The sequence below is a fragment of the Phormidium tenue FACHB-1052 genome, from assembly GCF_014696675.1.
GTDB lineage: Bacteria > Cyanobacteriota > Cyanobacteriia > Phormidesmidales > Phormidesmidaceae > Nodosilinea > Nodosilinea tenuis_A.
In genome coordinates this window covers 101,830-122,916 of sequence record NZ_JACJQN010000003.1, presented here as the reverse complement: position 1 = coordinate 122,916, position 21,087 = coordinate 101,830, and the positions used below count along the sequence as shown (strand labels likewise).

18 protein-coding genes are annotated in these 21,087 nt (G+C 54.4%); 17 read left to right on the top strand and 1 reads right to left on the bottom strand.

Translation table 11 applies throughout. The annotated features are described in order from the left end of the window. Positions 1–46: 46 nt before the first annotated feature. From H6G07_RS06570 to H6G07_RS06505, 14 genes are all read left to right on the top strand, one after another. Positions 47–1,339: a glycosyltransferase family protein gene (locus H6G07_RS06570; protein WP_139296957.1), complete on the top strand. Its 1,293-nt coding sequence runs from the start codon at positions 47–49 to the stop codon at positions 1,337–1,339. After that, a complete protein-coding gene (locus H6G07_RS06565; RefSeq protein WP_073607591.1) occupies positions 1,339–2,778 on the top strand; it encodes an oligosaccharide flippase family protein in 1,440 nt (479 codons plus the stop codon). Before H6G07_RS06570 ends, H6G07_RS06565 begins: the two co-directional genes overlap by 1 nt. 1 nt (position 2,779) lies before the next feature. After that, positions 2,780–3,652: an NAD-dependent epimerase/dehydratase family protein gene (locus H6G07_RS06560; RefSeq protein WP_084172953.1), complete on the top strand. Its 873-nt coding sequence runs from the start codon at positions 2,780–2,782 to the stop codon at positions 3,650–3,652. 456 nt (positions 3,653–4,108) lie between these two features. Beyond that, on the top strand, positions 4,109–4,924 hold the full coding sequence (locus H6G07_RS06555; protein WP_199311950.1) for a glycosyltransferase family protein: 816 nt from the start codon (positions 4,109–4,111) through the stop codon (positions 4,922–4,924). Then, positions 4,924–6,825, top strand: coding sequence for an asparagine synthase (glutamine-hydrolyzing) (asnB, locus tag H6G07_RS06550; RefSeq protein WP_073607588.1), 1,902 nt, complete (start codon positions 4,924–4,926; stop codon positions 6,823–6,825). Before H6G07_RS06555 ends, asnB begins: the two co-directional genes overlap by 1 nt. Before the next feature lie 117 nt (positions 6,826–6,942). Beyond that, positions 6,943–8,025: a glycosyltransferase family protein gene (locus H6G07_RS06545; RefSeq protein ID WP_073607587.1), complete on the top strand. Its 1,083-nt coding sequence runs from the start codon at positions 6,943–6,945 to the stop codon at positions 8,023–8,025. 119 nt (positions 8,026–8,144) lie between these two features. Beyond that, positions 8,145–9,245 (top strand): non-hydrolyzing UDP-N-acetylglucosamine 2-epimerase, encoded by a 1,101-nt coding sequence (wecB, locus tag H6G07_RS06540; protein WP_073607586.1) that lies wholly within the window; start codon positions 8,145–8,147, stop codon positions 9,243–9,245. Beyond that, complete coding sequence (locus H6G07_RS06535; RefSeq protein ID WP_073607585.1) at positions 9,242–10,546, top strand: glycosyltransferase; 1,305 nt, start codon at positions 9,242–9,244, stop codon at positions 10,544–10,546. The genes wecB and H6G07_RS06535 overlap by 4 nt, the downstream gene beginning before the upstream one ends. A gap of 40 nt (positions 10,547–10,586) precedes the next feature. Next, positions 10,587–11,501: a glycosyltransferase family 2 protein gene (locus tag H6G07_RS06530; protein ID WP_073607584.1), complete on the top strand. Its 915-nt coding sequence runs from the start codon at positions 10,587–10,589 to the stop codon at positions 11,499–11,501. Positions 11,502–11,746: 245 nt separating this feature from the next. Then, positions 11,747–12,136, top strand: coding sequence for a hypothetical protein (locus tag H6G07_RS06525; RefSeq protein WP_073607583.1), 390 nt, complete (start codon positions 11,747–11,749; stop codon positions 12,134–12,136). Positions 12,137–12,695: 559 nt separating this feature from the next. After that, entirely contained in the window at positions 12,696–13,067 is a 372-nt protein-coding gene (locus H6G07_RS06520) for a hypothetical protein (RefSeq protein WP_073607582.1), read from the top strand. A gap of 83 nt (positions 13,068–13,150) precedes the next feature. After that, complete coding sequence (locus H6G07_RS06515) at positions 13,151–13,495, top strand: hypothetical protein (protein ID WP_073607581.1); 345 nt, start codon at positions 13,151–13,153, stop codon at positions 13,493–13,495. Between the two features lie 39 nt (positions 13,496–13,534). Next, complete coding sequence (locus tag H6G07_RS06510; RefSeq protein ID WP_073607580.1) at positions 13,535–13,909, top strand: hypothetical protein; 375 nt, start codon at positions 13,535–13,537, stop codon at positions 13,907–13,909. Between the two features lie 186 nt (positions 13,910–14,095). Then, positions 14,096–14,584 (top strand): hypothetical protein, encoded by a 489-nt coding sequence (locus H6G07_RS06505; protein WP_073607579.1) that lies wholly within the window; start codon positions 14,096–14,098, stop codon positions 14,582–14,584. A 37-nt stretch (positions 14,585–14,621) separates the two neighbouring features. Here H6G07_RS06505 and H6G07_RS06500 read toward each other — a convergent pair whose 3' ends face one another. Continuing rightward, the gene (locus H6G07_RS06500; RefSeq protein WP_073607578.1) at positions 14,622–16,934 is read right to left on the bottom strand and encodes a ComEC/Rec2 family competence protein; all 2,313 of its coding nucleotides are present in this window, start codon (positions 16,932–16,934) and stop codon (positions 14,622–14,624) included. Positions 16,935–17,296: 362 nt separating this feature from the next. Between H6G07_RS06500 and H6G07_RS06495 the strand changes: the two genes are divergently transcribed. The 3 genes from H6G07_RS06495 (at position 17,297) to codB (ending at position 21,082) form a co-directional block, all read left to right on the top strand. Further along, positions 17,297–18,694 carry an SPOR domain-containing protein gene (locus H6G07_RS06495; protein ID WP_073607577.1) on the top strand — a complete coding sequence of 466 codons (1,398 nt, stop codon included), beginning with the start codon at positions 17,297–17,299 and terminating at the stop codon, positions 18,692–18,694. 216 nt (positions 18,695–18,910) lie between these two features. Next, positions 18,911–19,609 (top strand): PspA/IM30 family protein, encoded by a 699-nt coding sequence (locus tag H6G07_RS06490; protein WP_073607576.1) that lies wholly within the window; start codon positions 18,911–18,913, stop codon positions 19,607–19,609. 183 nt (positions 19,610–19,792) lie between these two features. After that, positions 19,793–21,082 carry a cytosine permease gene (codB, locus tag H6G07_RS06485; protein ID WP_073607748.1) on the top strand — a complete coding sequence of 430 codons (1,290 nt, stop codon included), beginning with the start codon at positions 19,793–19,795 and terminating at the stop codon, positions 21,080–21,082. Positions 21,083–21,087 lie beyond the last annotated feature (5 nt).

Here is a 21,087-nt window from a genome sequence, read left to right as displayed (position 1 = left end):
TGAATGGCCAGCTCCGAAAAACTACTAGAAACGACAAGGCTTGATTGTGATTTTCTTTAAAGAGCTAGTAAAAACAACTCTCTACTTAATTATTATTGTGTTTTATCCTTTAACCGGATTTGTTGTTGCGTATTTTTCAGGATTCTCAAGAAAAAAAACTGATTTCTCTCTGGTTTGGGGTAGCACACCAATCCTTAACAACAGCTATTGGTCTCGGGCAATGCAGGCCACAGGCTATGACAGCCAAACCTTTACCCATGACTTTTATTCCGCCATCAATCGCAGAGAAGATTGGGATAGGGTGCTGACAGAGGAGTATAGATTTTTGCCTGATTTTGTGAAGCCCTTTCTGGCTTTTTTAGATGCTCTGCTCCGCTATGATGTTTTTTTTATCTCATTCGACGGCTTTTTCATTGGCAATACTCCTCTGTGGTGGATGCAGGCACCCTTTCTAAAGCTGGCGGGCAAGAAAATTGTGGTGATACCCTACGGCAGTGATGCCTACGTTTATCAACGCATCAAATCTACGGGGTTGCTGCATGGGCTGCTGATGTCATACCCCCTACCAGCCCGAGATCAGGAAAGGATAGCCAAGCGCGTAGACTACTGGTGCAAACACGCCGATGCGGTCATTACTGGTTTGATGGGGCCTGATGGGTTTGGCCGTTGGGATGTGCTTCTGCCTTCAAATCTCTATATCGATCTCGATCTGTGGCAAGCCTCAGATCGAGTGAATGATGCTGATGGCAAGATGGGTTGGGTGACAATTGTCCATGCGCCCAACCACAGAGGATTCAAAGGTACAGAATTTATTATTGATGCGGTTAACAGGCTCAAGCAAGAGGGATTACTTGTTAAGCTGATCTTGTTGGAAAAAGTTCAAAATTCTAAAATCCGCGAACAACTTAGGCATCATACGGATATTCTTGTCGATCAAGTTATAGCTACTGGACATGCCTTAAATGCCTTGGAAGGCTTGGCATCAGGTATACCTGTCATTTCTAACCTCGAAGACGAAGCCTACATCCTGCCGTTTCGCCGCTGGACTTATTTTGGTGAGTGTCCCATTGCCTCAGCAACTCCAGAAAACCTAACTGACGTACTTCGCAAACTGATAACTCGCCCAAAATTGCGGGCACAATTAGGACGAGCGGGGCGCGAATATGTAGAAAAATATCACGGTCTAGATTCAGCCCAATATCTTTTCAATAATGTCATCGATTATGTCTATGGCCGTAAAGAATCTTTGATGAATCTCTATCACCCACTACTAGGCGAATATCCTAAGCGAAAGCCCCCTATTCAGCATCCGTTAGTGAATAATCGGATCGTAGATTAATGATATTCCGCCAGCTTGCCAAAGACACAGCTATCTACGGGGGAGCAGATTTTGCAGGCAAGATTGTCAGCTTTATTTCCTTCCCCATCATTGCTGCAGTGCTCTCCCCCCTCGCCTTTGGCACCCTAGAGCTTATTGGCACTAGCACCACCCTTCTAGGGCTATTCATGAACTGCGGCCTCAACAACGCCATCCACCGCTACTACTGGGATCAAGACACCCCCGAAAACCAGCGCCCCACCCTAGTCTCCTCGGGTTTGACGGCCCAAATCGTCTTTGGCTTGGCCACCCTGGGTCTCGGACTCTCGCTCCTGCCCTGGGCTCTACAACAGGTTCACCAGGCAAGCCTGCCCCTCAGCTGGGTGGGGCTGGTAGCCGCCCTGCTGTTCATGGTGGCGTCTCAGTGGCTTCAGTTCAACCTCGATGTACTGCGCCTCCACTTCGCGGCTGTGCAGTTTCTCATCGTTACCTTCCTCAGCCGCATCTGTAGCGTTTTGTTGGCTCTGCTGGTAGTGGTCAAATGGCATGGCGGAGTGGACGGGCTGCTGATGGCCCAGGCCGTAGTGGCCTTTGCGGCGCTGCCCCTCGCTCTGTGGATGGTTCGCAAAGACATCACCCTAGCCATCGACCCCGTCTGGGTGCGAGAGCTGGTTCACTTCGGCTACCCCTTCATTTTTGCCAGCCTGGGCTACTGGCTGTTTGGTTCCATGGATCGCTGGATGTTAGCCTCCATGAGTTCCGTCACCGAGACAGGCATCTACTCCGTTGCCTTTCGATTTGCCTCCATGGTGTTGTTCATCTCCACTGCCTTTGGTCAGGCCTGGAGCCCCATAGCTATCAAAGTCCGCACCGATCACCCCGCCCAATATCGCACTATCTACGCCCAAACCCTATTGCTGCTGCTGGCAATCATGCTCGTTATTGGCGGTGGACTATCGCTCTTTGCCGGAGAAATTATTGTTGTATTGATGCCTCCGGAGTATGCCCATAGCGCCCTTCCCTTAGCCATCCTCTGCTTTGGCATCGTCCTTCAGTCCACCCAGCAGATCACGGCCATTGGTATTGCCCTAGAAAAGAAAACTTCTCTCTTTGCCAACCTCACCTGGCTAACCGCAGGTATCAACCTCGCCCTCAATTGGGTTTGGATTCCTCAGTACGGTGCTGCTGGTGCGGCCTGGGCCACCGCTATTTCCTATTTCACCTTGACAGGTAGCTACCTGCTGTTTACCCAGCGCCTACACCCCCTGCCAATTCAGTGGGGGAGGCTGGTGCTGCTAACCATGGTTGGCGTAGCCATAGCAGTAGTGTCTCTCTATTTCCTGGCCAGCGCCATCATCTGGACAACCATAGTATTCAAACTAATGATGTTGCTCACGAGTACTGTGCTTCTGTGGATGCTGCTCCCCACTAAAACCCTTAGCTATGGAGGTATGCCATAATATGCCATCCTCGCTATTGCTGACAGGCACAACCGGGCTGCTAGGTCGCCACCTCATTCGGCACCTCGCGGCTACGGGGGCAAACATTCATGGGATAGTGCGATCGCAGCCTAAGCATTTAAATCCCCAAGTCGCCTACCACACCATCGATTTGAGTATTGATTGGTCTCAGTCCACGCTGCCCAAGCAGGTAGATACCGTTATCCATTTGGCACAATCTGATCATTTCAGAGACTTTCCTGACAAAGCACCAGATATCTTTCAGGTCAATATCGCCTCCACCGCTCGTTTACTGGACTATGCTCGCAAATCAGGAGTAAAAACTTTCATATATGCTTCCTCTGGCGGCGTTTATAGCAACAGTCACCACCCCCTACACGAAAACTCACCCATCATTCCCCCTGGTCAACTCAGCTACTACCTGGGCAGCAAACTCTGTGGCGAAGTGCTCGTCCAGAGCTATGCCGCCTATTTTCAGGTGATTGTCCTCCGCTTCTTCTTTATGTATGGCCCTAGCCAAAAGCGTTCCATGCTCATCCCAAGACTGATGGACAGCGTTAAGCAGGGCCGTCCGGTCATCCTACAAGGCCCAGAGGGTCTGCACCTCAATCCCGTGCATGTCGAAGATGCTGCCGCTGCTACCGTCGCCGCCATGACCATCCCCGAGAGCGCAACGTTCAACATTGCAGGCCCTGACGTCCTCTCCCTGAGGCAAATTGTTGAAGCAATGGGAGAGTTTCTTAAAATGCCGCCCTGCTTTGACACCATCGATCAAGAACCCCATGACCTGATTGGGGATAATACAGCTATGAAAACTACCCTAGTAGCTCCCACTCGACACATGAAAGACTCCCTCACAGATGTCGAAGTATGATGGCACCGCTTGCAGCTCTAGCTATCTCTACTGATGTTGCCACCTGTACTCTCAAGCTCTAACTTGAGACAGCTACAGTACATCCATAAAGTATTCCTGAGCCATGAAGTTGACCCTGTAAATCTTGTGAGTACACCCAGCATGAAAGTGCTTCACTTACCAACCACCGTAGGCGGCAATCCTCAAGGGCTGAGTCGTCACCTGCAAGAGCTCGGGGTCGAGAGCGAAACGTGGACTCTCACTCAAAACACCTTCGGTTATCCTGCGGACAGAGTAATTCTACAGCCAACCGACTCTAGGGTTTTGTGCCGTCTAAAAAAGCTGTTAGCCCTTCGTTACATTTTTCAAGATTACGACGTCATTCACTTTAACTTTGGCCAAACTCTATTAAGTCCAGGCCTACCCCTACATCGCCAGAGTTCGTGGGTAGGGAGAATTCAATCCCTCTTAGCCAACGTGGCTCAGTGGCTAGAATTCAGCATCCTCAGATTTCGCAAAGTGCCAATTTTCGTCCATTATCAGGGAGACGACGCTCGACAGGGAGACTTTTGTCGCAAGCATTTTGACATTACTATTGCCAAGCAGGTCGATGAATCTTACTACAACCGCAGGTCAGATGACTACAAGCGCTGGCAGATTCAGCGACTCAGTCATTTTTGCAGCAAAATTTACGCCCTAAATCCAGATCTTCTATACGTGCTGCCCCCCCAAGCAGAGTTTATACCTTATTCTCACATTTCTCTCCAGGAGTGGATTCCTGTCTATAATCAGCTTGAGAACAGACCCCTGCGGATAGGTCACGCGCCTAGTCATCGCCAGGCTAAGGGTACAGATGTTTTAATCAACGCTCTGAATAATTTGAGCAATCAGGGCTATGACTTTGAACTTATATTAGTTGAGAATAAGCACCATGCTGAGGCCATGCGCTGCTACCAAGAGATCGATATTTTAGTCGATCAGCTATTTGCAGGCTGGTATGGCGGGTTGGCAGTTGAGGCCATGGCTCTTGGCAAACCAGTTTTAGTCTATATTCGTGACAACGATCTGAACTTCATTCCCCCAGATATGAGGCAAGAATTGCCCTTTATACAAGTTGACGCCAGCAGTCTAGAGTCGAGGCTAAAAATGGCACTCGAAATGCCTAGACAGGAGCTTTATGAGCTCGCTCAAAAAAGCCGTGCCTTTGTGGAAAAGTGGCATGACCCGATCGCTATTGCCCAGCGGATAAAAACAGACTATGAACAGGCTCTGATCCAGGGTGGCAAGCTCTAATGTGCGGCATTCTTGGCATCTATACGCCACCATCTGCTCCCGATGCATCAGGGCGTCTCGGTGCAGCTCTAGATGCCCTGGCCCATCGAGGGCCAGACGATCGCGGTCAACTTGTAGATGCTGTCGCCAATGGTACCCTCTGCCTGGGCCACACTCGCTTAGCCATTATTGACCTCTCTCCTAGGGGCCACCAGCCCATGCATGGGGCAGGCCAGCGATTCACAATTGTCTTCAATGGCGAGATCTACAACTATCGGGAGCTGCGCGACGAGCTCCAAGCATTGGGCTATTGCTTTAGCACCGACTCCGATACAGAAGTGCTGCTGACTTGTTGGGAAGCCTGGGGGGAGGACTGCCTGCCTCGTTTACAGGGCATGTTTGCCTTTGCCATTTTGGATCGCGATCGCCAAACCCTAACCTGCGTCCGCGATGCTTTTGGCATCAAGCCACTTTTTTACCAATGCGATGGAGATAGGTTTATCTTTGCCTCGGAGTTACCTGCTCTCTTTAAGCTGCTGGGGCAAGACCCAATACCCAATCTTCAAAAGGCTTATGAGTACTTGGTGTTTGGCTACTACGACGATCGAGAAACCACTTTTTTTCAGAACGTCTACGGGCTGATGCCGGGGCACAGCCTCACTATCTCCCTAGGCACAGACCGCTCTACCATCAAGCGCTGGTGGTGGCCCAGTATCGCCGAGCAGAGCAACTGGTCCTGTGAGGCAGCAGCCGAGCGCCTGCGGGAGATTTTCCTGCACAATATTAGCCTGCATCTGCGAAGCGATGTGGCTTTGGGGTTTGCTCTCTCCGGCGGCGTCGATTCTTCGGCGGTGGTGTGTGCCGCTCGATACCTGTATCCTGACCTCCCTATCCACACCTTTAGCTTTATTGCTCCTGGCACATCGGTCAGTGAAGAACCCTGGGTAGACTTGGTCAATGGTGCTGTCAATGCCACTGCCCACAAAATTGTGATTGACCCAGGGGAACTAGCTCTCGATCTCGACGACATGGTGCTCTCCCAAGGGGAACCCTTTGGTAGCACCAGCATCTATGCCCAATATCGAGTATTTCGCGCTGCCAGGGAGAAGGGTATCACAGTAATGCTAGATGGCCAGGGAGCGGACGAACTTTTAGCTGGATATCACGGATACCCCGCTGCTCGCATGCGGAGCCTGGTGGAGCAAGGATCAGCTGCCGAACTCACTGCCTTTATGTATCGTTGGCCTGCTTGGCCAGGTCGTTCTTATCGCCAGGCGATTGTCGCCCTCGGGTCGATACTCTTGCCTAGCCCGCTGCGCCGCTGGGCCCGTGGTTGGGTTGGGCAAGACTTCCACCCCCCTTGGCTTAGGCTAGATGTCTTAGCTAACCAGGGTGTTGGGTTGCGTGCACCGTCGATCGATCGCACCTCAGAGGGCAAGCGTCGCCGATTAGTGGAACAGTTGCGATCGGCGCTGACGGGGCAGGGGCTACAGCCGCTTCTACGCCATGGTGATCGCAACTCCATGCGCTGGTCTATCGAAAGCCGGGTTCCCTTTCTCACCACAGATCTAGCCGAGTTTGTGCTGACTTTACCAGAAGACTATCTACTCTCTAACCAGGGCGAAACCAAGCGCATCTTTAAGATGGCAATGCGAGGGATTGTTCCTAACACCATCTTAGATCGGCGTGACAAGATTGGGTTTCAAACCCCAGAACGACAGTGGTTAAATGCGCTGCGCCCTCACATTTCAGATTGGATGGCGATCGCCCCTTCTCTTCCTTTTCTTAACGCCGATCTGTGCCAGAAGCAGATCAACAGTATTTTGGATGGAGATGACGATCTGAATTGGCAGGCATGGCGGTTAATCAATTACTGTCGATGGGCGCAGATTTTCAATGTTCAATTTTCAAACTGTATTTAGACGTCTAGATGCCTTGAGATAGAATCATCAGCCATGAAAACAAGATGTTTGGTATTAACCCTAGCTGATCTCAGTAGCAACCCTCGCCCCCGAAGAGCTTTTGAGCTTTTAACATCTATGGGGTATATCGTAGACATAGCTAGCTTTTCTATGAAGGAGGACTTAAGCCCTCAGCGCTACTATGAAATATCAAAAGGATTGGCAGGATTTTTACATCGTTTTACCAAGCGCTGCTTGGCCGTCATCAACCTGGCGATTATTTATCTACCCATACCTATTAGTTACTTTGAGTCAATTCTATTACGACGCTTTAATTTAGTTACCTTAGATCGAGCACTGGCGATCGCTGACTATGATCTGATGGTAGTTGAGAATATAGAGATACTCCCACTGGCTCTAAGACGCAAAAAAAACGCTAAAGTCCTTTTGGATGCTCGCGAATACTATCCCCTAGAATTTGGTAACAGCCTAAAATTCAAGCTAATTAATGCACCTTTAATGAGATTTTTATGCGATCGCTATCTAAAAGCTTGCGATCAGGTCATTACTGTATCGCCTGGGATAGCCCAAGAGTATGACCGTAAATTTTGCATCTATCCAGCGTTGATTATGAGCACGCCTAAGGCTATAGACCTAGCACCTTCTCCAGTCTTAGAAAATCGTATTCGACTGGTACACCACGGTGCTGCTAACCCAGATCGCCGTCTTGAAAATATAATTGATACTATGGATTATTTAGACGATCGTTTTTCTTTAGATCTTTATCTGACTGGCAATCCTAGATATATCACCCGTCTTACACAGTTAGCCAGCCACAATCCTCGTGTTGTTTTCCAAAAACCAGTCAATTTTGCAGAGATTGTAGCGATGTTGAATGCCTATGATATCGGATTCTATTTGCTAAAACCCACTAATTTCAATACTAGACATTCTCTACCTAACAAGTTTTTTGAATTCATTCAGGCTCGACTCATGTTGGCTATTGGCCCTTCTCCAGCCATGGCTAACTTGGTCGCTCAATATAAGTGCGGCATTGTAGCCCATGACTTTACACCTGCCTCCATGGCAGAGTTGCTAAATGTGCTCACCGCAGCAGACATATCGCAATACAAGCTAAGGAGTAATGCTGCCGCCAGGGAATTAAGTTGGGAGCATGAAGGAGAAAAATTAAAAGCATTAGTGCAATCATTAGTTTTATGAAGAATTAAAGAAATAAATAGGTATTTTGAAATCATTAGATTGTGAGGGTTCTTATAGCTGACAACACGCACTCCTCAAACGGCTAAGCAAATTACGTAGAAATACTAGGGCATCTTCGTATGCTTAAGCTTTTGACAATCGTGGGAGCTAGACCACAGTTTATTAAAGCATCAACAGTATCTAGAGTTGTGGCGCAGTCCCCATGTATCAAAGAGATTATCCTTCACACCGGGCAGCACTACGATCGCGCTATGTCTGACGTGTTTTTCGCTGAACTGGCTATCCCCCAACCTCAATACAATTTGGGCATTGGTTCTGGTTCCCACGGACAGCAGACAGGCCAAATGTTAGCGGCGGTGGAGCAGGTTCTACTCCAGGAACAGCCCGACATAGTGCTGGTTTACGGCGACACCAACTCTACTCTGGCTGGGGCATTGGCCGCCGCCAAGCTGCACATCCCCATCGCCCACGTCGAAGCAGGGCTGCGATCCTTTAACCGCAGCATGCCCGAAGAAATAAACCGGGTGTTGACCGATCACGCGGCTGACCTGCTGTTTGCACCCACTCAGGTAGCCGTCGATCATCTCCTGGCTGAAGGCATTACCCCAGCAGCCATCTACCGCTGCGGCGATGTGATGTACGACGCTTCTCTATACTTTGCCGCCAGAGCCGAAGGCGAAAGTACGATTCTGGAGCATCTGGCACTGGGGCCAAAACAGTACTGCCTGGCCACCATTCACCGAGCCGAAAACACTGACGACCCTCAGCGGTTGGCCAATATTTTTAGTTCCTTAACTCGGCTGGGCCAGGACATCACCGTGGTGCTGCCCCTGCACCCTCGCACTCGCAAGGCTCTGGGGAAGATGCAGTTATTAGATCAGGTGCAGGCATCCCTGCGTATCATCGATCCGGTGGGTTATCTGGATATGATCGCCCTAGAGCGGCAGGCTAGGCTAATTTTGACCGACTCGGGCGGCGTGCAAAAGGAGGCATTTTTCTTTCGGGTGCCCTGCGTTGTGCTGCGGGACGAAACTGAGTGGACAGAGCTAATTGATCTTGGCTGCAACCGCCTGGTGCCGCCTACCACCCGCGATGAAATGCTGGCGGGAATTTTAGACCACCTCAGGGGCGATTATTTTCCCCCTACCCTGCCCTTGCTCTATGGCGATGGTAGGGCGGCTCATCACATCGTGGCCATTCTGCATCAGTTGCAGTTATGAAAATCCTGATTATTGCCTTCTACTACCCCCCCGAGGACAGTTGGGCCAAAATTGCCTCACTGCGACCCTACGCCTGGGCCAAATATTGGTCGCAGTTGGGTCATCAAATCTATGTAATTACTGCCTACCGGGCAGATCGCCACCCATCTAGCCCTAACCCTAGGGTGGTAGGGGTACCCTATTGGCCTTCCAGGCCTATTATGGCGATACCAACAGTTCTAGTAGATAGTGCGGCGGCACCTAGCACCATCAAGTCTCTTAAATCCAAGGTGTTGAGCGGGTTGCGATCGCTGCTCCAGACCACCCGCCAGGGTTTGAAATTGGGTAGCTTTTTTCAAACCAGCGACTTCTGGCAAGCGCCAGCCTACGCCAAGGCGTTCAGCCTGCACCGCCAGATCAACTTTGACCTGGTGATAAGCACCTACGGCCCCCCAGCTAATCATGCGATCGCTGCTCGGCTAAAGCAAAAAACCGGGCTGTTTTGGGTGGCCGACTACCGCGATCTCTGGCATGGCAACAGTTACGTACCCACTAATGCGGCCCTAGGTCGATTAGAAGACTGGCGGGAACGCCGTTGCTTAGGGCGGGCCAATCTGGTCACTGCTGTATCAGATGGTTTAGCAGAAGCCCTAACTGCTAAATTACAAACCCCTGTCACTACAGTCGAAAATGGCTTTGACACCGATGATTTGACCGGTGTAGAACTCTATCGCTGGCCTGACGGCAAAGTGCGTCTGCTCTACACAGGCACAGTCTATCCCAGTAAGCAAAGTGCTGTGCCTCTGTTTGCTGCTCTGGATCTGCTTCGCAGCAACCACCCCAATCTCAATCAAAAGCTGGAGGTTTTGTTCTACGGTTGGAACCTTGACCATTTGGGGGCGGAGGCGGAAGCACACAACCTGAGCAGCATAGTGAGACTGGGGGGGGCGCTGCCGCGATCGCAGATATTGGCCATGCAGGGCAGGGCCGACGCGCTAATTTTCTTAGATTGGCAAGACCCAACTGCCAAGGGCATTTTGACTGGCAAACTATTTGAGTACATATTTGCGGGCAAGCCCATTCTGGGCATTGGCGCTACCCCCGCTACCGCCGCCGGTCGCCTTATGCTCGACCTGGGTATTGGACATCCTGTAGGCAACGACCCAGCGGCGATCGCCGCCCTGCTCAGTCCCCTACTGGCCGGTCATGCCCTGCCCTACACCCCTCACCACGACAAGATCCAGCAGTACACCCGCAAAAATTTGGCCCGCCGCCTGCTGGATATCATCGTTGAAGCTAAGGCGCGATCGGCTAATCCCTAACCAAATCTTCCATAACGCATTGTGCTTCTAGTTGTGAACTATGTCCCTTCCCCTAAGCGTTGTCATCACCTGCTACCGCGAGGGCGACCTGTTGCTAGAGGCGGTAGCCAGCGTGCGGCAGCAGACCCAGCCGCCCCTAGAGATTGTGATTGTCAACGACGCTTCGCCGTGCGATCGCACCAACCAAATCTGCCACCAGCTTGAGGCTGAGCCCGACATTACCCTGGTGTGGCAGGCCATCAATGGTGGCCCCTCGGTAGCCCGCAACGCCGGGTTCGCCGCCGCCCAGGGAGAAATTTTGGTGCCCCTCGATGCCGATGACCTGCTGCCTACCGACGCCTTAAGCCACATTCAGCAAGCGTTTATCGCTCATCCCGATGCCGGGTTTATCTACGGCAGCTATCTGTGCCAGCGCCACCCTGGTGACACCCACACAGTCAGAGCCGCGCCGATTTCTCTCAACTCGCTGCTGCGGGCCAGACGGTTTTCGCTAAGTACGAACTGGACGCTGATTGGCACCGCCCCGCTGCGCAAGTCGCTGTGGGAGGCGGTAGGCCACAGCGACCCCGAACTCGGTACCGAAGATCTGCACGATCTGGAGTTTTGGGTGCGGGCGATGGCGCTGCCCTGCGGCTACTACGGTACCCCAGCCGTAATTTACATCTGGCGTAAATACTTAGGCAGCAACAGCCGCAAAGTCAACCCCATGTCGTGGTATCGCGTAGCTCAAAAGCATTTTGAGGTCTATCGCCAGAATGGATTGGAATATCGGGCTCACGAACTGCTGCTGCTGGGCAGTAAGTGGAGCAATCAGACGGAAGAAATTCGTTGTCATCGCTGTGCCCTGCTGAACTGCGTTACGCACGGCAATTTTCAGCTCTCGTCGCTAATTGCTTTGGCCATACCCGCTAGTTTATTTCAGCCGATGGCTCACCTGGCGAAGCGGTTTCGCTGAAACTCATAGCTAACCTCTAATCCCAAATCCTGTTTAGATATTTGCCTGTTGGGGGGGCACAGTAGCTTGTGTCTCTACAACAGCGTGCATAAAAGCGGAATATACGCACAACAGCATTTTCAATAATTCAGTAATTTCACAGTAGAAATAATTAGCTTCACTCAAGCTTTACGTAGTATTTGGAACCTTAGGGCCGTCAGTAGGGGTCTATTAATGTGACTCGTTTGCCTATGGATTACACCACAATGAAACAGCGACATGGGGCGTTTAGTCTATTAGGAGCAGCGGCCATTAGCACGCTGGCGCTACCTGTTTTTGCCAACACTGACACTCAGCAAACTGGCACACAGTCTGCAACTATTGATGGCAGCAATAACCAAGTGATTCAAGTTATTAATCAAGTCAATATCAGCCATCCTGGCCTGGGGCGAGGTTTGGGTAATAACGATCGCCGGGGCACGGTACAGGGCACTGTGCAAGACAGTTCCCAGAGCGCCACTGTTGATGGCAATGGCAATAGCGTCTACCAAGAAACCAATCAAATTAATCAGCAACGGACATCGGGCCGCGCCGAACCAGGGCGGGGCAATGGCCGGGGTCAGCAGCGGGGACATGACCGCGATCGCGATGATTAAACGGCTGGGTAGCTAGCCACTTAGCCCGCCTTGGCAGTTCCCAGAGTTGTCAAGGCGTCAAGCAGATCTCCCTGCCCCCTGCTGACTAAAGGGAAGAACCGCGTCAGTTATGGGCTGCTAAGTCAGGGGTCTCTAAACTGCCCTCGATCTATTCCCCGTAATTGAGAGACTCGGTTTGCGATCGCTTTTTGCTGCTGGCGCAACCAGTTCACAACGGAAAAGCGGAGAAAGCTAGAATTTTTAGCCATAGACTATTGCCATTTTTCTAAGTCTAGAAGACTTAGAAAAATGGCGATTTAAAAACTTGAATTCTCTCCTGGGGTTGACTTTAATCCCCAAAGGTTTTTGCGCCTTTGGGGATTTTTGTTGTCCACAAAATCACAAAACTTTATTTTTTATTTTCCGGAACCTTTGCGTAATTCCACGGGTCATAGGAGGTGTGAATCGATGAAAAAGGATGCTGTTTAAGAAGCACAGAAAGCTGCTCTTAAGATTGACTCCTTAATAGTTGAATTCACGAGTTCACTCATTTGCACACTTAATCTTTGAGGACGTTTCAATGTTGAAGCACATCTCTACTCTGGGTCTACTGGGTTTTGCTGCTCTGGGTTTTGTGGCCATGCCCGCCAGCGCTGATACCGCCGTAGTACAGCAAGGCACCCAAGATATCTATATCCAAGGGGATGGCAACGCCACGGTGCAGCGCAGCCAGCAGGTCAACCGCGTTGAGACCCGTGGCCCCGCTGGCCGCCGGGTAGAAAGCACGGGCATTGTGCAAGACATCTACCAGACCGGCACCGTGGTGGGTGACGACAACGCCGCTTACCAGGAGAGCAACCAGGTCAACGTTATCCGCGAAAGCCGTCCTGACAACCGTGGTCACGGTCGCGGTCATGGCCGTGGCGGTGCCCGTATCGACGTTCGGAACTAGCCCTTAATGGGCCACCGCTCCCAGAGTCTCATCTGGGGGCGGTGGCCCCACCGTATTTTTCCTGCTATTGCAAGGAGACGACCATGATGATTTCAACGCTCAAGGTGGGATTGGTGGGGGCGATCGCCCTTGCTACCCTCACCCCCGCCGCCCTGGCTAGCTCGGTGTCGATTAATACCGGCCGGGTGCAGCTTCAGGTGGGCAACAACGGCCAGGTCTACATTCGCACCTTGGCTGACAATGACGGCCCGCTAAATCTGCCGCGTCCAGCGGCGATCGCCCCCCAGTCCGACTCAGCGCCGCTGCCTCGGGCTAACTTTGCGCCGGGCTGCACTGCGCGATCGCACAATTCCCGCGTCACTCGGTCTACACCGGGAGGCAACGTGGTCTACAGCGAAAACCGCAGCACCACGCGGGTGTGCCAGTAGCCCCGGCCCCGTTCAAACCCTCTATATCGTGCCGTAACTATGATTAAACCTCAGTACTTCCTGGGGCTCCTCTGTGCTGGGGCCCTAGGGTCGTTTGCCCCAGGGGCCTCGGCCCAGTGTGTCGTTGCCGATGTGTCAATCCAGGCGGCCATCCACGGCGGCAGCAGACCCGCTGAGCAGGTCAACGATGTCGCCATTGACGCCGAAGACAACTGCGTGGGCAACACCAGCGTCAGTACCAACCGCCAAATTCAGGTGGGGGGCACGGGCGACGTGCGTCAGACTCGCCAAAGCCGCCACCAGCTGCGCGGCTCTGAGCGGACGGGTGCCGCCGCTGCCTCCGGGCCAACGGTGGCTGTGCCCGTCAATGTCCAGGTGGATGTGTATAACCCTGCCGATCGCCTGCGGCGGTAGTAGAGTCTGGGGGAGGGAACCTGCTAGCCCGAGACGGTGTCTATCTAGCCTGACTTGGTCAGAGGGTATGGGCACCAATTTCTAGAGGCTATATCGCTCGTTTCTGGCCGTGCTACCCTGGCCGAGCAACCGCTGCTATGGCTAGTCCTGGTACGGCTTTCCCCTTTTCCTGGAGATGTCATTGTGATGAAACATCCGTCAGCCCTTGGGGTTGCTCTGTTGATTTTGGTGGCGGTTACTGCGGCGGTGGGGCCTTCCTCAGCCAATGGTAATCAGTCGTTTGGGGTCTCCTATCAGGCTCTCAGCGCCATCTTGTCTCGGGCCAGCGCTAAGGATGTTATGGATTCATACCAACGCCAAACCAATACGATTAGCCTCGATCGCGCCAATCTAGACGAACCCCATCTGCTCTCGGTCAGCGTGCCGGGGGGCGCATCGCTCCAGGGCTATATCGAAATCGATGGCCACACCCGAGTGCCCCTGGGCACCAATTCAGAATTTGTTGATGTCAGCCCCTACCTGAGCGAGTCGATTACCCGCGTCACCATCGTGGGCAGCTATTCGCCCGCCTCAGCTTCCGTGGCGATCGCCTTTAACGGCCCCAATACAGTCGTACAGCAGCAGACCGGCGGCACTGGCCGCATCAACTATCAGCTCAATTTGCTGGTGCAGTAGGTGCGATCGATAGCTTGAGACAGAGCCTGGTAAACCTCTATTCAAGTGCCGCTGCGGGATGCTGTCGGGCTGCCAGGTAAGCTTGGTAACCCTGGCGGGGGCTCCAGGTAACGGCCCCGTCGCGCTCGGTGCAGAAAACCTCAATCCCCCGCCGCTTGAGGTTTTCTTCCGTAGCGGGGTCAATGGTGGGAGCTGACGCGATCGCCACCTTTGGCCCGATCGCCGCGATTACCTCCTCCGCCAGCGCCTCCCCATGCCACCACAGCACCTCGCTTTGCAGGCCAGGGTGCGCCGCTACCCAGGGCATTTGCTGCTCAGGGGATAGTTCGGGCAACAGCAGCCAGTTCTGCCGATTCAACAGGTCTAACCGCAGCCCCCGCGCCCCATCTTGTAAATATTGCACCCGCTGGCGGTTCACGGACTGCACCTGGCCTGCGGTCAGGGGGTGAAACTGTTTGACTGCCGGGGCTGCCGCCAGAGCGGAACTGGCTCCGTAGAAATTGCCAATGGGAGTTTTCTCAGCAATGGTGCGCCAGTTGTCGCGATCGCTGTCGTCGCCGTGAATAGCGCTGGTGAGCTGGTTGATGCCCGCCTGCCGCAAAAAGGGCACCACAGTATAGAAGGCGGTGTCGTCGGTGCCGCTGTTGATGACTAAGGGCGATCGCCCGTCCTGCACTACCATCACCGCATCGTTGCCCGCTGCTAGCACCGTCACCTGAGCTAGCGTTGCCCCTCGGTAGAGCAGCGGCCCCAGGGCCACCACCACAATCAGCAGGGCAACCAGCCCTCGCCGCCGCACCGCGCCCCATCCCCAAATCCAGAAAAGCCCGTAGAGCCCAACCATTTGTATTAAAGAAATGTGGCCCGTTGCCAGGGCACTGCCAGGTAAGCTCACTTCCCACCGCACCAAAGCAATGAGAATCTGGGTGGGCAGCCACAGCGGCCAGGCTAGTAGGCTACCCAGCCAGGGCCACACCGCCGCTGCTAGTCCGCTGGCCATGCCGCCCAGGCTGATCACCATGACTAGGGGGGTGGCTACGATATTGAGCAGAATGCTGTAGGTGGTGAGGGTGTTGAAGTAAAAGAGCGCCAGGGGAATCGTCCACAGGTAGGCGGCCAGGGGCACCGCCGCCACTGCCGCCAGCGTGGTCGGCAGCCACTCCAGCTTTTCGGTAATCGGCGTCACCGCCACCATCAGCCCCAGGGTGGCCATGACGCTAAGGCGAAAGCCAATGTCATCGATCCACGTCGGGTTGACCAGCAGCAGCAGGGTGACCGCCAGCAGCAGACAGCCCAGGGGTTTGATGCTGCGCTCTAGGGCAATGCCCGCCAACACCGCCGCTCCCATCACCGCCGCCCGCATGACGCTGGGCTGTACGCCAGTCAGCAGCACAAACACCCCCAGCGCGATTGCCCCGGCGATCACCTTAGTTGTCACCGGGTAGGGCAGGCGGGATGCGATCGCCCGCTGGCCCATGATCGCTAGCACCACTCCCAGGATCAGCGACACCTGAAATCCGCTGGCCGCCAGGGTATGGGCCATACCAGCTTGCATAAACATATCTTGAGTGGCATAGGGTATATTCACCGCCTGGCGACCCAGGGCCATAGCGCTAACCAACGGCCCGACTGGGCTGCCCAGCCGCTCTGCTTGGGCGCGGGCGATGCGCTGTCGCAGTTTCCACAGTGCTAAAAGCGGCGGCGATTGGCCTTTCTCAGGTATGACTTTATTGCCCGCCAACCCGGCAAAACAGCGCTGGCTAGCTAAATACTGCCGAAAGTTAAACCCGTTGGGGTTTTTAGGCAGGGTTGGTTCGTAGAGCTTGCCCTGCACCTGCACCCGCTGCCCCGGAAACAGGCTCTCACTTTGCTCCACCGGCACGGTGACGTAGAGCTTGCCTCGAACCAAACTGGGGATACCCAGGGGATTATTTTCGGTATCTAACCGGCGCACTTGATTGGTGGTTAACCAAAACTGCCCTCGACCACTGCGGCTTAGGCGCGGCAACGTTTGCACCTCGCCCCAGACGATCTGCTGCGCTCCAGCCGCCTCGCCCTGGCTCAGCAGGGAACTGATATCGAGCGGGCCAGGAACTGGGTAGCGCAGGCCGTAGTTAAGAGTCGCCAGCAGGGCGATCGCCCCCGCTCCCAACCACAGAGCCGCCGTCGGCCCACGCCGCCAGCGACCCGGAAGTATGACCGCCGCCAAACCTGCTGCTGCGATCGCCCCGCCCCCAGCCACAGCTACCCCAACCCAGAGGTTCAGCCCCAGATGACGCACCCAAAGACTGACCCAAAGTAGCCCAACGCAGTATGCGCCAGCCCCCAGCGATCCCGCAATTCCGCCCATAGAAAACTCTCTGCACCCTGCACCCAGTTGTTACCTTTAGAAAGCCCGAACCCAACGCCTGACTCCCAGCCTGCCAGACGCTAAATGGCTCCTAGATCGAGCTATCCCTTTGAACATAGAAAATCGGCGTTGCTGATCAGCAGTATGATTTGCCCCCCTAACCCCCCAATTCTGGGGGGAACCAGACAACCTCAAAGTCCCCCAAAATTGGGGGGCCGATGCATCAACCGTTGCTTTTGCAGATTCATTCCTCAATTCAGCAACGCCAGAAAATCTTGTAGTTTGCTTTTCTCGATTTTTAGTTGCCAACTTTTGAGAAATCAGTAGTATTAATCAGTGCTACATCCAGGGAGATGAGAACCATGACGCAATTGCCCTCTGGTCTATTCACCAGACCCGAGACTTTTGCCCCCGCCAGCGAGTCAAACCTTCGCCTGCAGCGGGCGGTAGAAAGTCTCAACCTCAACCTGGATGACGAGCTGCACCGCTACCGACAAGCGCGATCGGGTCAGGCTACCCCTACCCCAGCTCGCCTACAGCTACGGACTCCTCCCCGTAAGCCCATCGATCTCATCACGGTTAAATCCACAGCGGCAGCAGCGCCAGCGGCAGCGGCGGCTCCACCCCCGCCCCCCAATGCCCGTCTGCAAGAAATTTTTGGGCAGTCGCCAGCACCCAACGCGCAGACCTACCCACCACAGGCCTCCGTCCACCAGGTGCGCATGAGCCACGGCGGCACCCTAACCACCTATCGCCCGTCCCCAGAAGACTATTTAGAAAGCACTGAGGCGCTGTTGGGCAGCTGGCCCACCGCTGCCCCCCGCGATCGCGAGCCAGACTATACGCCCTCTCTAAGACGCCAGTTAACCACTCCCTTGGGGGTCGGCGCTCTGCTGCTACTGCTGGTAACCAGCGCTGGCTTTGGCTACCTAGTCACGTCACCTGAGGCCATCCAGCACCTGACCGATAATGCCATTACCCGCCGATTTAAGGGCGACCCCAGTCCAGCAGAGAATGCTGACTCTGTAGCTCTAGATAGCTTAGGTAGTCAGACCGAGTCAGGCTTCAAGCCCCTCGGTCCCGATCTGTCAGAAAAAGAGTTCGCCTCCCTCGATCTGAACAACATCAGCACCCTACCCTCCGCCGATTCACCCAAATCGCCTGCCGCATCCGCAGCTTTACCCCCGACCACTGCACCCGCAATGGTCGGGGGGCAGCCCTTGCCGACCAACGGCCAGCGCCCTGGTGAGCCCAGAACCACAGGCCCTCGCCCCGGCGTGCTCACTCCGACGGGGGGCAGCGGTGGAGTGCTGCGTGCCGAAATTGTGACCGCTCCTAGAGCGGCTGTTAGCCCTAGGCCTGCCTCGACCGCAGCTCCGGCGCGATCAGCCCCTACCCCGGCTGCGTCTCCTGTTCGGGTAGCACCCCCGGCAGCCCCGGCCCGACCGCCTCAACCGCTGGCCGCAAATCGAGCCCCAGCAGCGCCTCCGGCCCCGCTGGCTCCTGCTGCTGTAGCACCGCCAGCCCCCATTACCCAAGCTCCGCCCCAGGCGGCAGCGCCTAGCTACTACGTGGTGACTGACTACAACGGCACCCAGTCGCTAGAGTCAGCCCGCAGTGCGGTGGGTGATGCTTATGTCCGCAATTTCTCCAGTGGCACCCGCATTCAGATGGGTGCGTTTTCTCAGCCGTCATCGGCCCAAAACCTGGCGGATCAGCTCCAGGGTCAGGGGATTCCGGCCCAGGTGATTTCGCCCTAGGGTGGGGAGTAGGTGAGGGAGATAGGGGAGATGAGGGAGATGGGAAAATAGGCGGATTGCAGATCTTTAGGATTTGGGGATGTTTGAAGTCTCCACAGCCTGTTGTTCTAACCTTCCTCAACCCCCTCACCTTCCTTATCTCCCCATCTTCCCTATCTCACCACCCCTCTACTCGCCTGTTATGCTGAAGCAAATCACCGTTGTGGGAGAGGCTCGATGGGGTTGTTTGATCGGGTATGGCGAGTTCTGCGGGCTAATCTAAGTAGCGCCGTCAACCAGGCCGAAGAGCCCGAAAAAGTGCTAGAGCAGGCGATGGCCGATATGCAGGCCAATCTGATTCAGCTGCGTCAGGCGGTGGCCCAGGCGATCGCCACCCAAAAGCGCACCGAGCGCCAGAGTGCCCAGGCCAAATCAACCGCCCAGGAGTGGTACAACCGCGCTGAACTCGCCATTGCAAAGGGCGAAGAAGACCTGGCTCGCCAGGCTCTTACCCGCCGCCAAACCTACCTGCAATCGGCCCAGGCGATGGATGCCCAGCTCGACCAGCAGCGCGATGTGGTTAACGGCCTCAAGGACAATATGCGGCGGTTAGAGGCCAAAATTTCTGACGCCCGCACTAAAAAAGACTTGTATATCGCTCGCGCCCGCTCCGCCGAGGCTTCTCAGCGCATTCAAGACATGCTCGGGCAGACGGGCACCAATGGCTCGATCGCCGCCTTTGAGCGTATGGAGGAGCGAGTCATGGAGTTAGAAGCCAAATCTGAAGCCCTTGAAGAACTCAGCGGCGACCCCCTAGAACGTCAGTTTGCGGCCCTTGAAGGCGGCTCAACCACAGTGGATAGTGAGCTAGCGGCAATGAAAAACCGCCTGGCAGGTCAGAGCGACACCCAAGGGAGTTTGCCGCCAGCCTCCTAGACGATGCTGGGTTAGATCTCAAGATTTTAGGAATTGACCTGAACGAAGACAAGGGACTCTAAATCTCTGCGAACTTTGCTTACCTAGCAAACAGTCAAAAATAGCGACTGCCTAAATGTTTTTTGAAACACTGTTTGCGCTTTGGCCTATCTTTACAATGCGGCCAAAGCGTTCTTTGAACCCATGTCTACTACTACCGAACCTTTTGTGTCCCAGGGCTCAGCGGCTGAAGACTATCCGTTGAGCCCCGTGCCAGAGATATCGCGGCGATCGCTGATTTCCCTGGCCCCGCTTTTGGCAGGGTTTACCCTGTACTCGGGCACGCTGTTTGCCGGTGGGTTAATCGGTCCGTCGTTTCAGTTTTGGCCAAACCTGGTAGCGCTGATTGTCATTGGCAACCTGATTTTGGGGCTATATGCGGCGTTGCTGAGCTACATCGCGGGTCAGACCGGGCTCTCGACGGTGCTGATGGCGCGGTTTAGCTTTGGCAATGTGGGCTCGCGCTGGGTCGATTTTATTCTGGGCTTTACGCAGATTGGCTGGTATGCCTGGGGCTCGGCGCTGATGGCGCAGCTGCTCAATACCCTGGCCGGGGTGCCCGAGTCTTGGAACTGGCTAATTATTCTATTTTTCACCTACGCCTTTTGCTCGACGGCCTACTTTGGCTATCAGGCGATGGACTGGCTGAGTCGGGTGGCGGTACCCGCCATGGTGCTGCTCATGCTGATAAGCTTGACGGTGGCCTCGCGGGATGTGGGCGGCTTTGCGGGTTTGCAGCAGGCGGCGATCGCCGACCCCCTGCCCCTGGGCGCAGCCATTACGATTATCGTGGGCACCTTTGTCTCAGGCGGCACCCAGGCCACCAACTGGAGCCGGTTTGCCAAAAACGGCAAAATGGGCTTTATCGCCACCCTGATCGCCTTCTTTTTGGGCAACGGCTTTTTAATTTTTTCGGGGGCATTTTGCGCCAAGGTCTATGGCGAGCCCGACATTGTCAAGGTGATGGCCCAGCAGGGTCTAGTGGTCGGCGGGCTGATTCTGTTCTTTTTGAATATGTGGACGACCCAGGACAACACCATCTACGCCTTCTCCATCGCCGGGTCAAATATGTTTCGCTCTAGTCGCCGCACTCTGTTTGTGCTGGGAGGCGCGACCATTGCGCTGTTTATGGCCTGGGGCGGCATTTACGAAGGGCTGGTGCAGTATCTAATTTTGCTTGGCACCTTTATTCCACCCATTGGGGGCATTATCATGGCCGACTACTGGATTTATCGTCGGGGGCAGTTTCCTTCGCTAGAAACTTCTCAGCCCGCGTTTAACTGGGCAGGGGTGATCGCCTACCTGGGGGCTTCGGCGATCGCCTACTTCACCGGACTGGCGGGCTGGGGCATTGTGCCCATCAACGGCATCGTCTCGGCCCTGGCAATTTATGTGGTGCTGAGTCGGGTGCTGCCATCGCAGTCGGCAGCTTAATCAAT

Bases quoted from the DNA above. Each gene is read 5' to 3' on its own strand.
- H6G07_RS06565 (WP_073607591.1), top strand. From the start codon at position 1,339: ATGATATTCCGCCAGCTTGCCAAAGACACAGCTATCTACGGGGGAGCA.
- H6G07_RS06525 (WP_073607583.1), top strand. From the start codon at position 11,747: ATGAAACAGCGACATGGGGCGTTTAGTCTATTAGGAGCAGCGGCCATT.
- H6G07_RS06545 (WP_073607587.1), top strand. From the start codon at position 6,943: ATGGGGTATATCGTAGACATAGCTAGCTTTTCTATGAAGGAGGACTTA.
- H6G07_RS06560 (WP_084172953.1), top strand. From the start codon at position 2,780: ATGCCATCCTCGCTATTGCTGACAGGCACAACCGGGCTGCTAGGTCGC.
- H6G07_RS06515 (WP_073607581.1), top strand. From the start codon at position 13,151: ATGATGATTTCAACGCTCAAGGTGGGATTGGTGGGGGCGATCGCCCTT.
- H6G07_RS06500 (WP_073607578.1), bottom strand. From the start codon at position 16,934: ATGGGCGGAATTGCGGGATCGCTGGGGGCTGGCGCATACTGCGTTGGG.
- asnB (WP_073607588.1), top strand. From the start codon at position 4,924: ATGTGCGGCATTCTTGGCATCTATACGCCACCATCTGCTCCCGATGCA.
- H6G07_RS06505 (WP_073607579.1), top strand. From the start codon at position 14,096: ATGAAACATCCGTCAGCCCTTGGGGTTGCTCTGTTGATTTTGGTGGCG.
- H6G07_RS06535 (WP_073607585.1), top strand. From the start codon at position 9,242: ATGAAAATCCTGATTATTGCCTTCTACTACCCCCCCGAGGACAGTTGG.
- codB (WP_073607748.1), top strand. From the start codon at position 19,793: ATGTCTACTACTACCGAACCTTTTGTGTCCCAGGGCTCAGCGGCTGAA.
- H6G07_RS06520 (WP_073607582.1), top strand. From the start codon at position 12,696: ATGTTGAAGCACATCTCTACTCTGGGTCTACTGGGTTTTGCTGCTCTG.
- H6G07_RS06530 (WP_073607584.1), top strand. From the start codon at position 10,587: ATGTCCCTTCCCCTAAGCGTTGTCATCACCTGCTACCGCGAGGGCGAC.
- H6G07_RS06490 (WP_073607576.1), top strand. From the start codon at position 18,911: ATGGGGTTGTTTGATCGGGTATGGCGAGTTCTGCGGGCTAATCTAAGT.
- H6G07_RS06510 (WP_073607580.1), top strand. From the start codon at position 13,535: ATGATTAAACCTCAGTACTTCCTGGGGCTCCTCTGTGCTGGGGCCCTA.
- wecB (WP_073607586.1), top strand. From the start codon at position 8,145: ATGCTTAAGCTTTTGACAATCGTGGGAGCTAGACCACAGTTTATTAAA.
- H6G07_RS06495 (WP_073607577.1), top strand. From the start codon at position 17,297: ATGACGCAATTGCCCTCTGGTCTATTCACCAGACCCGAGACTTTTGCC.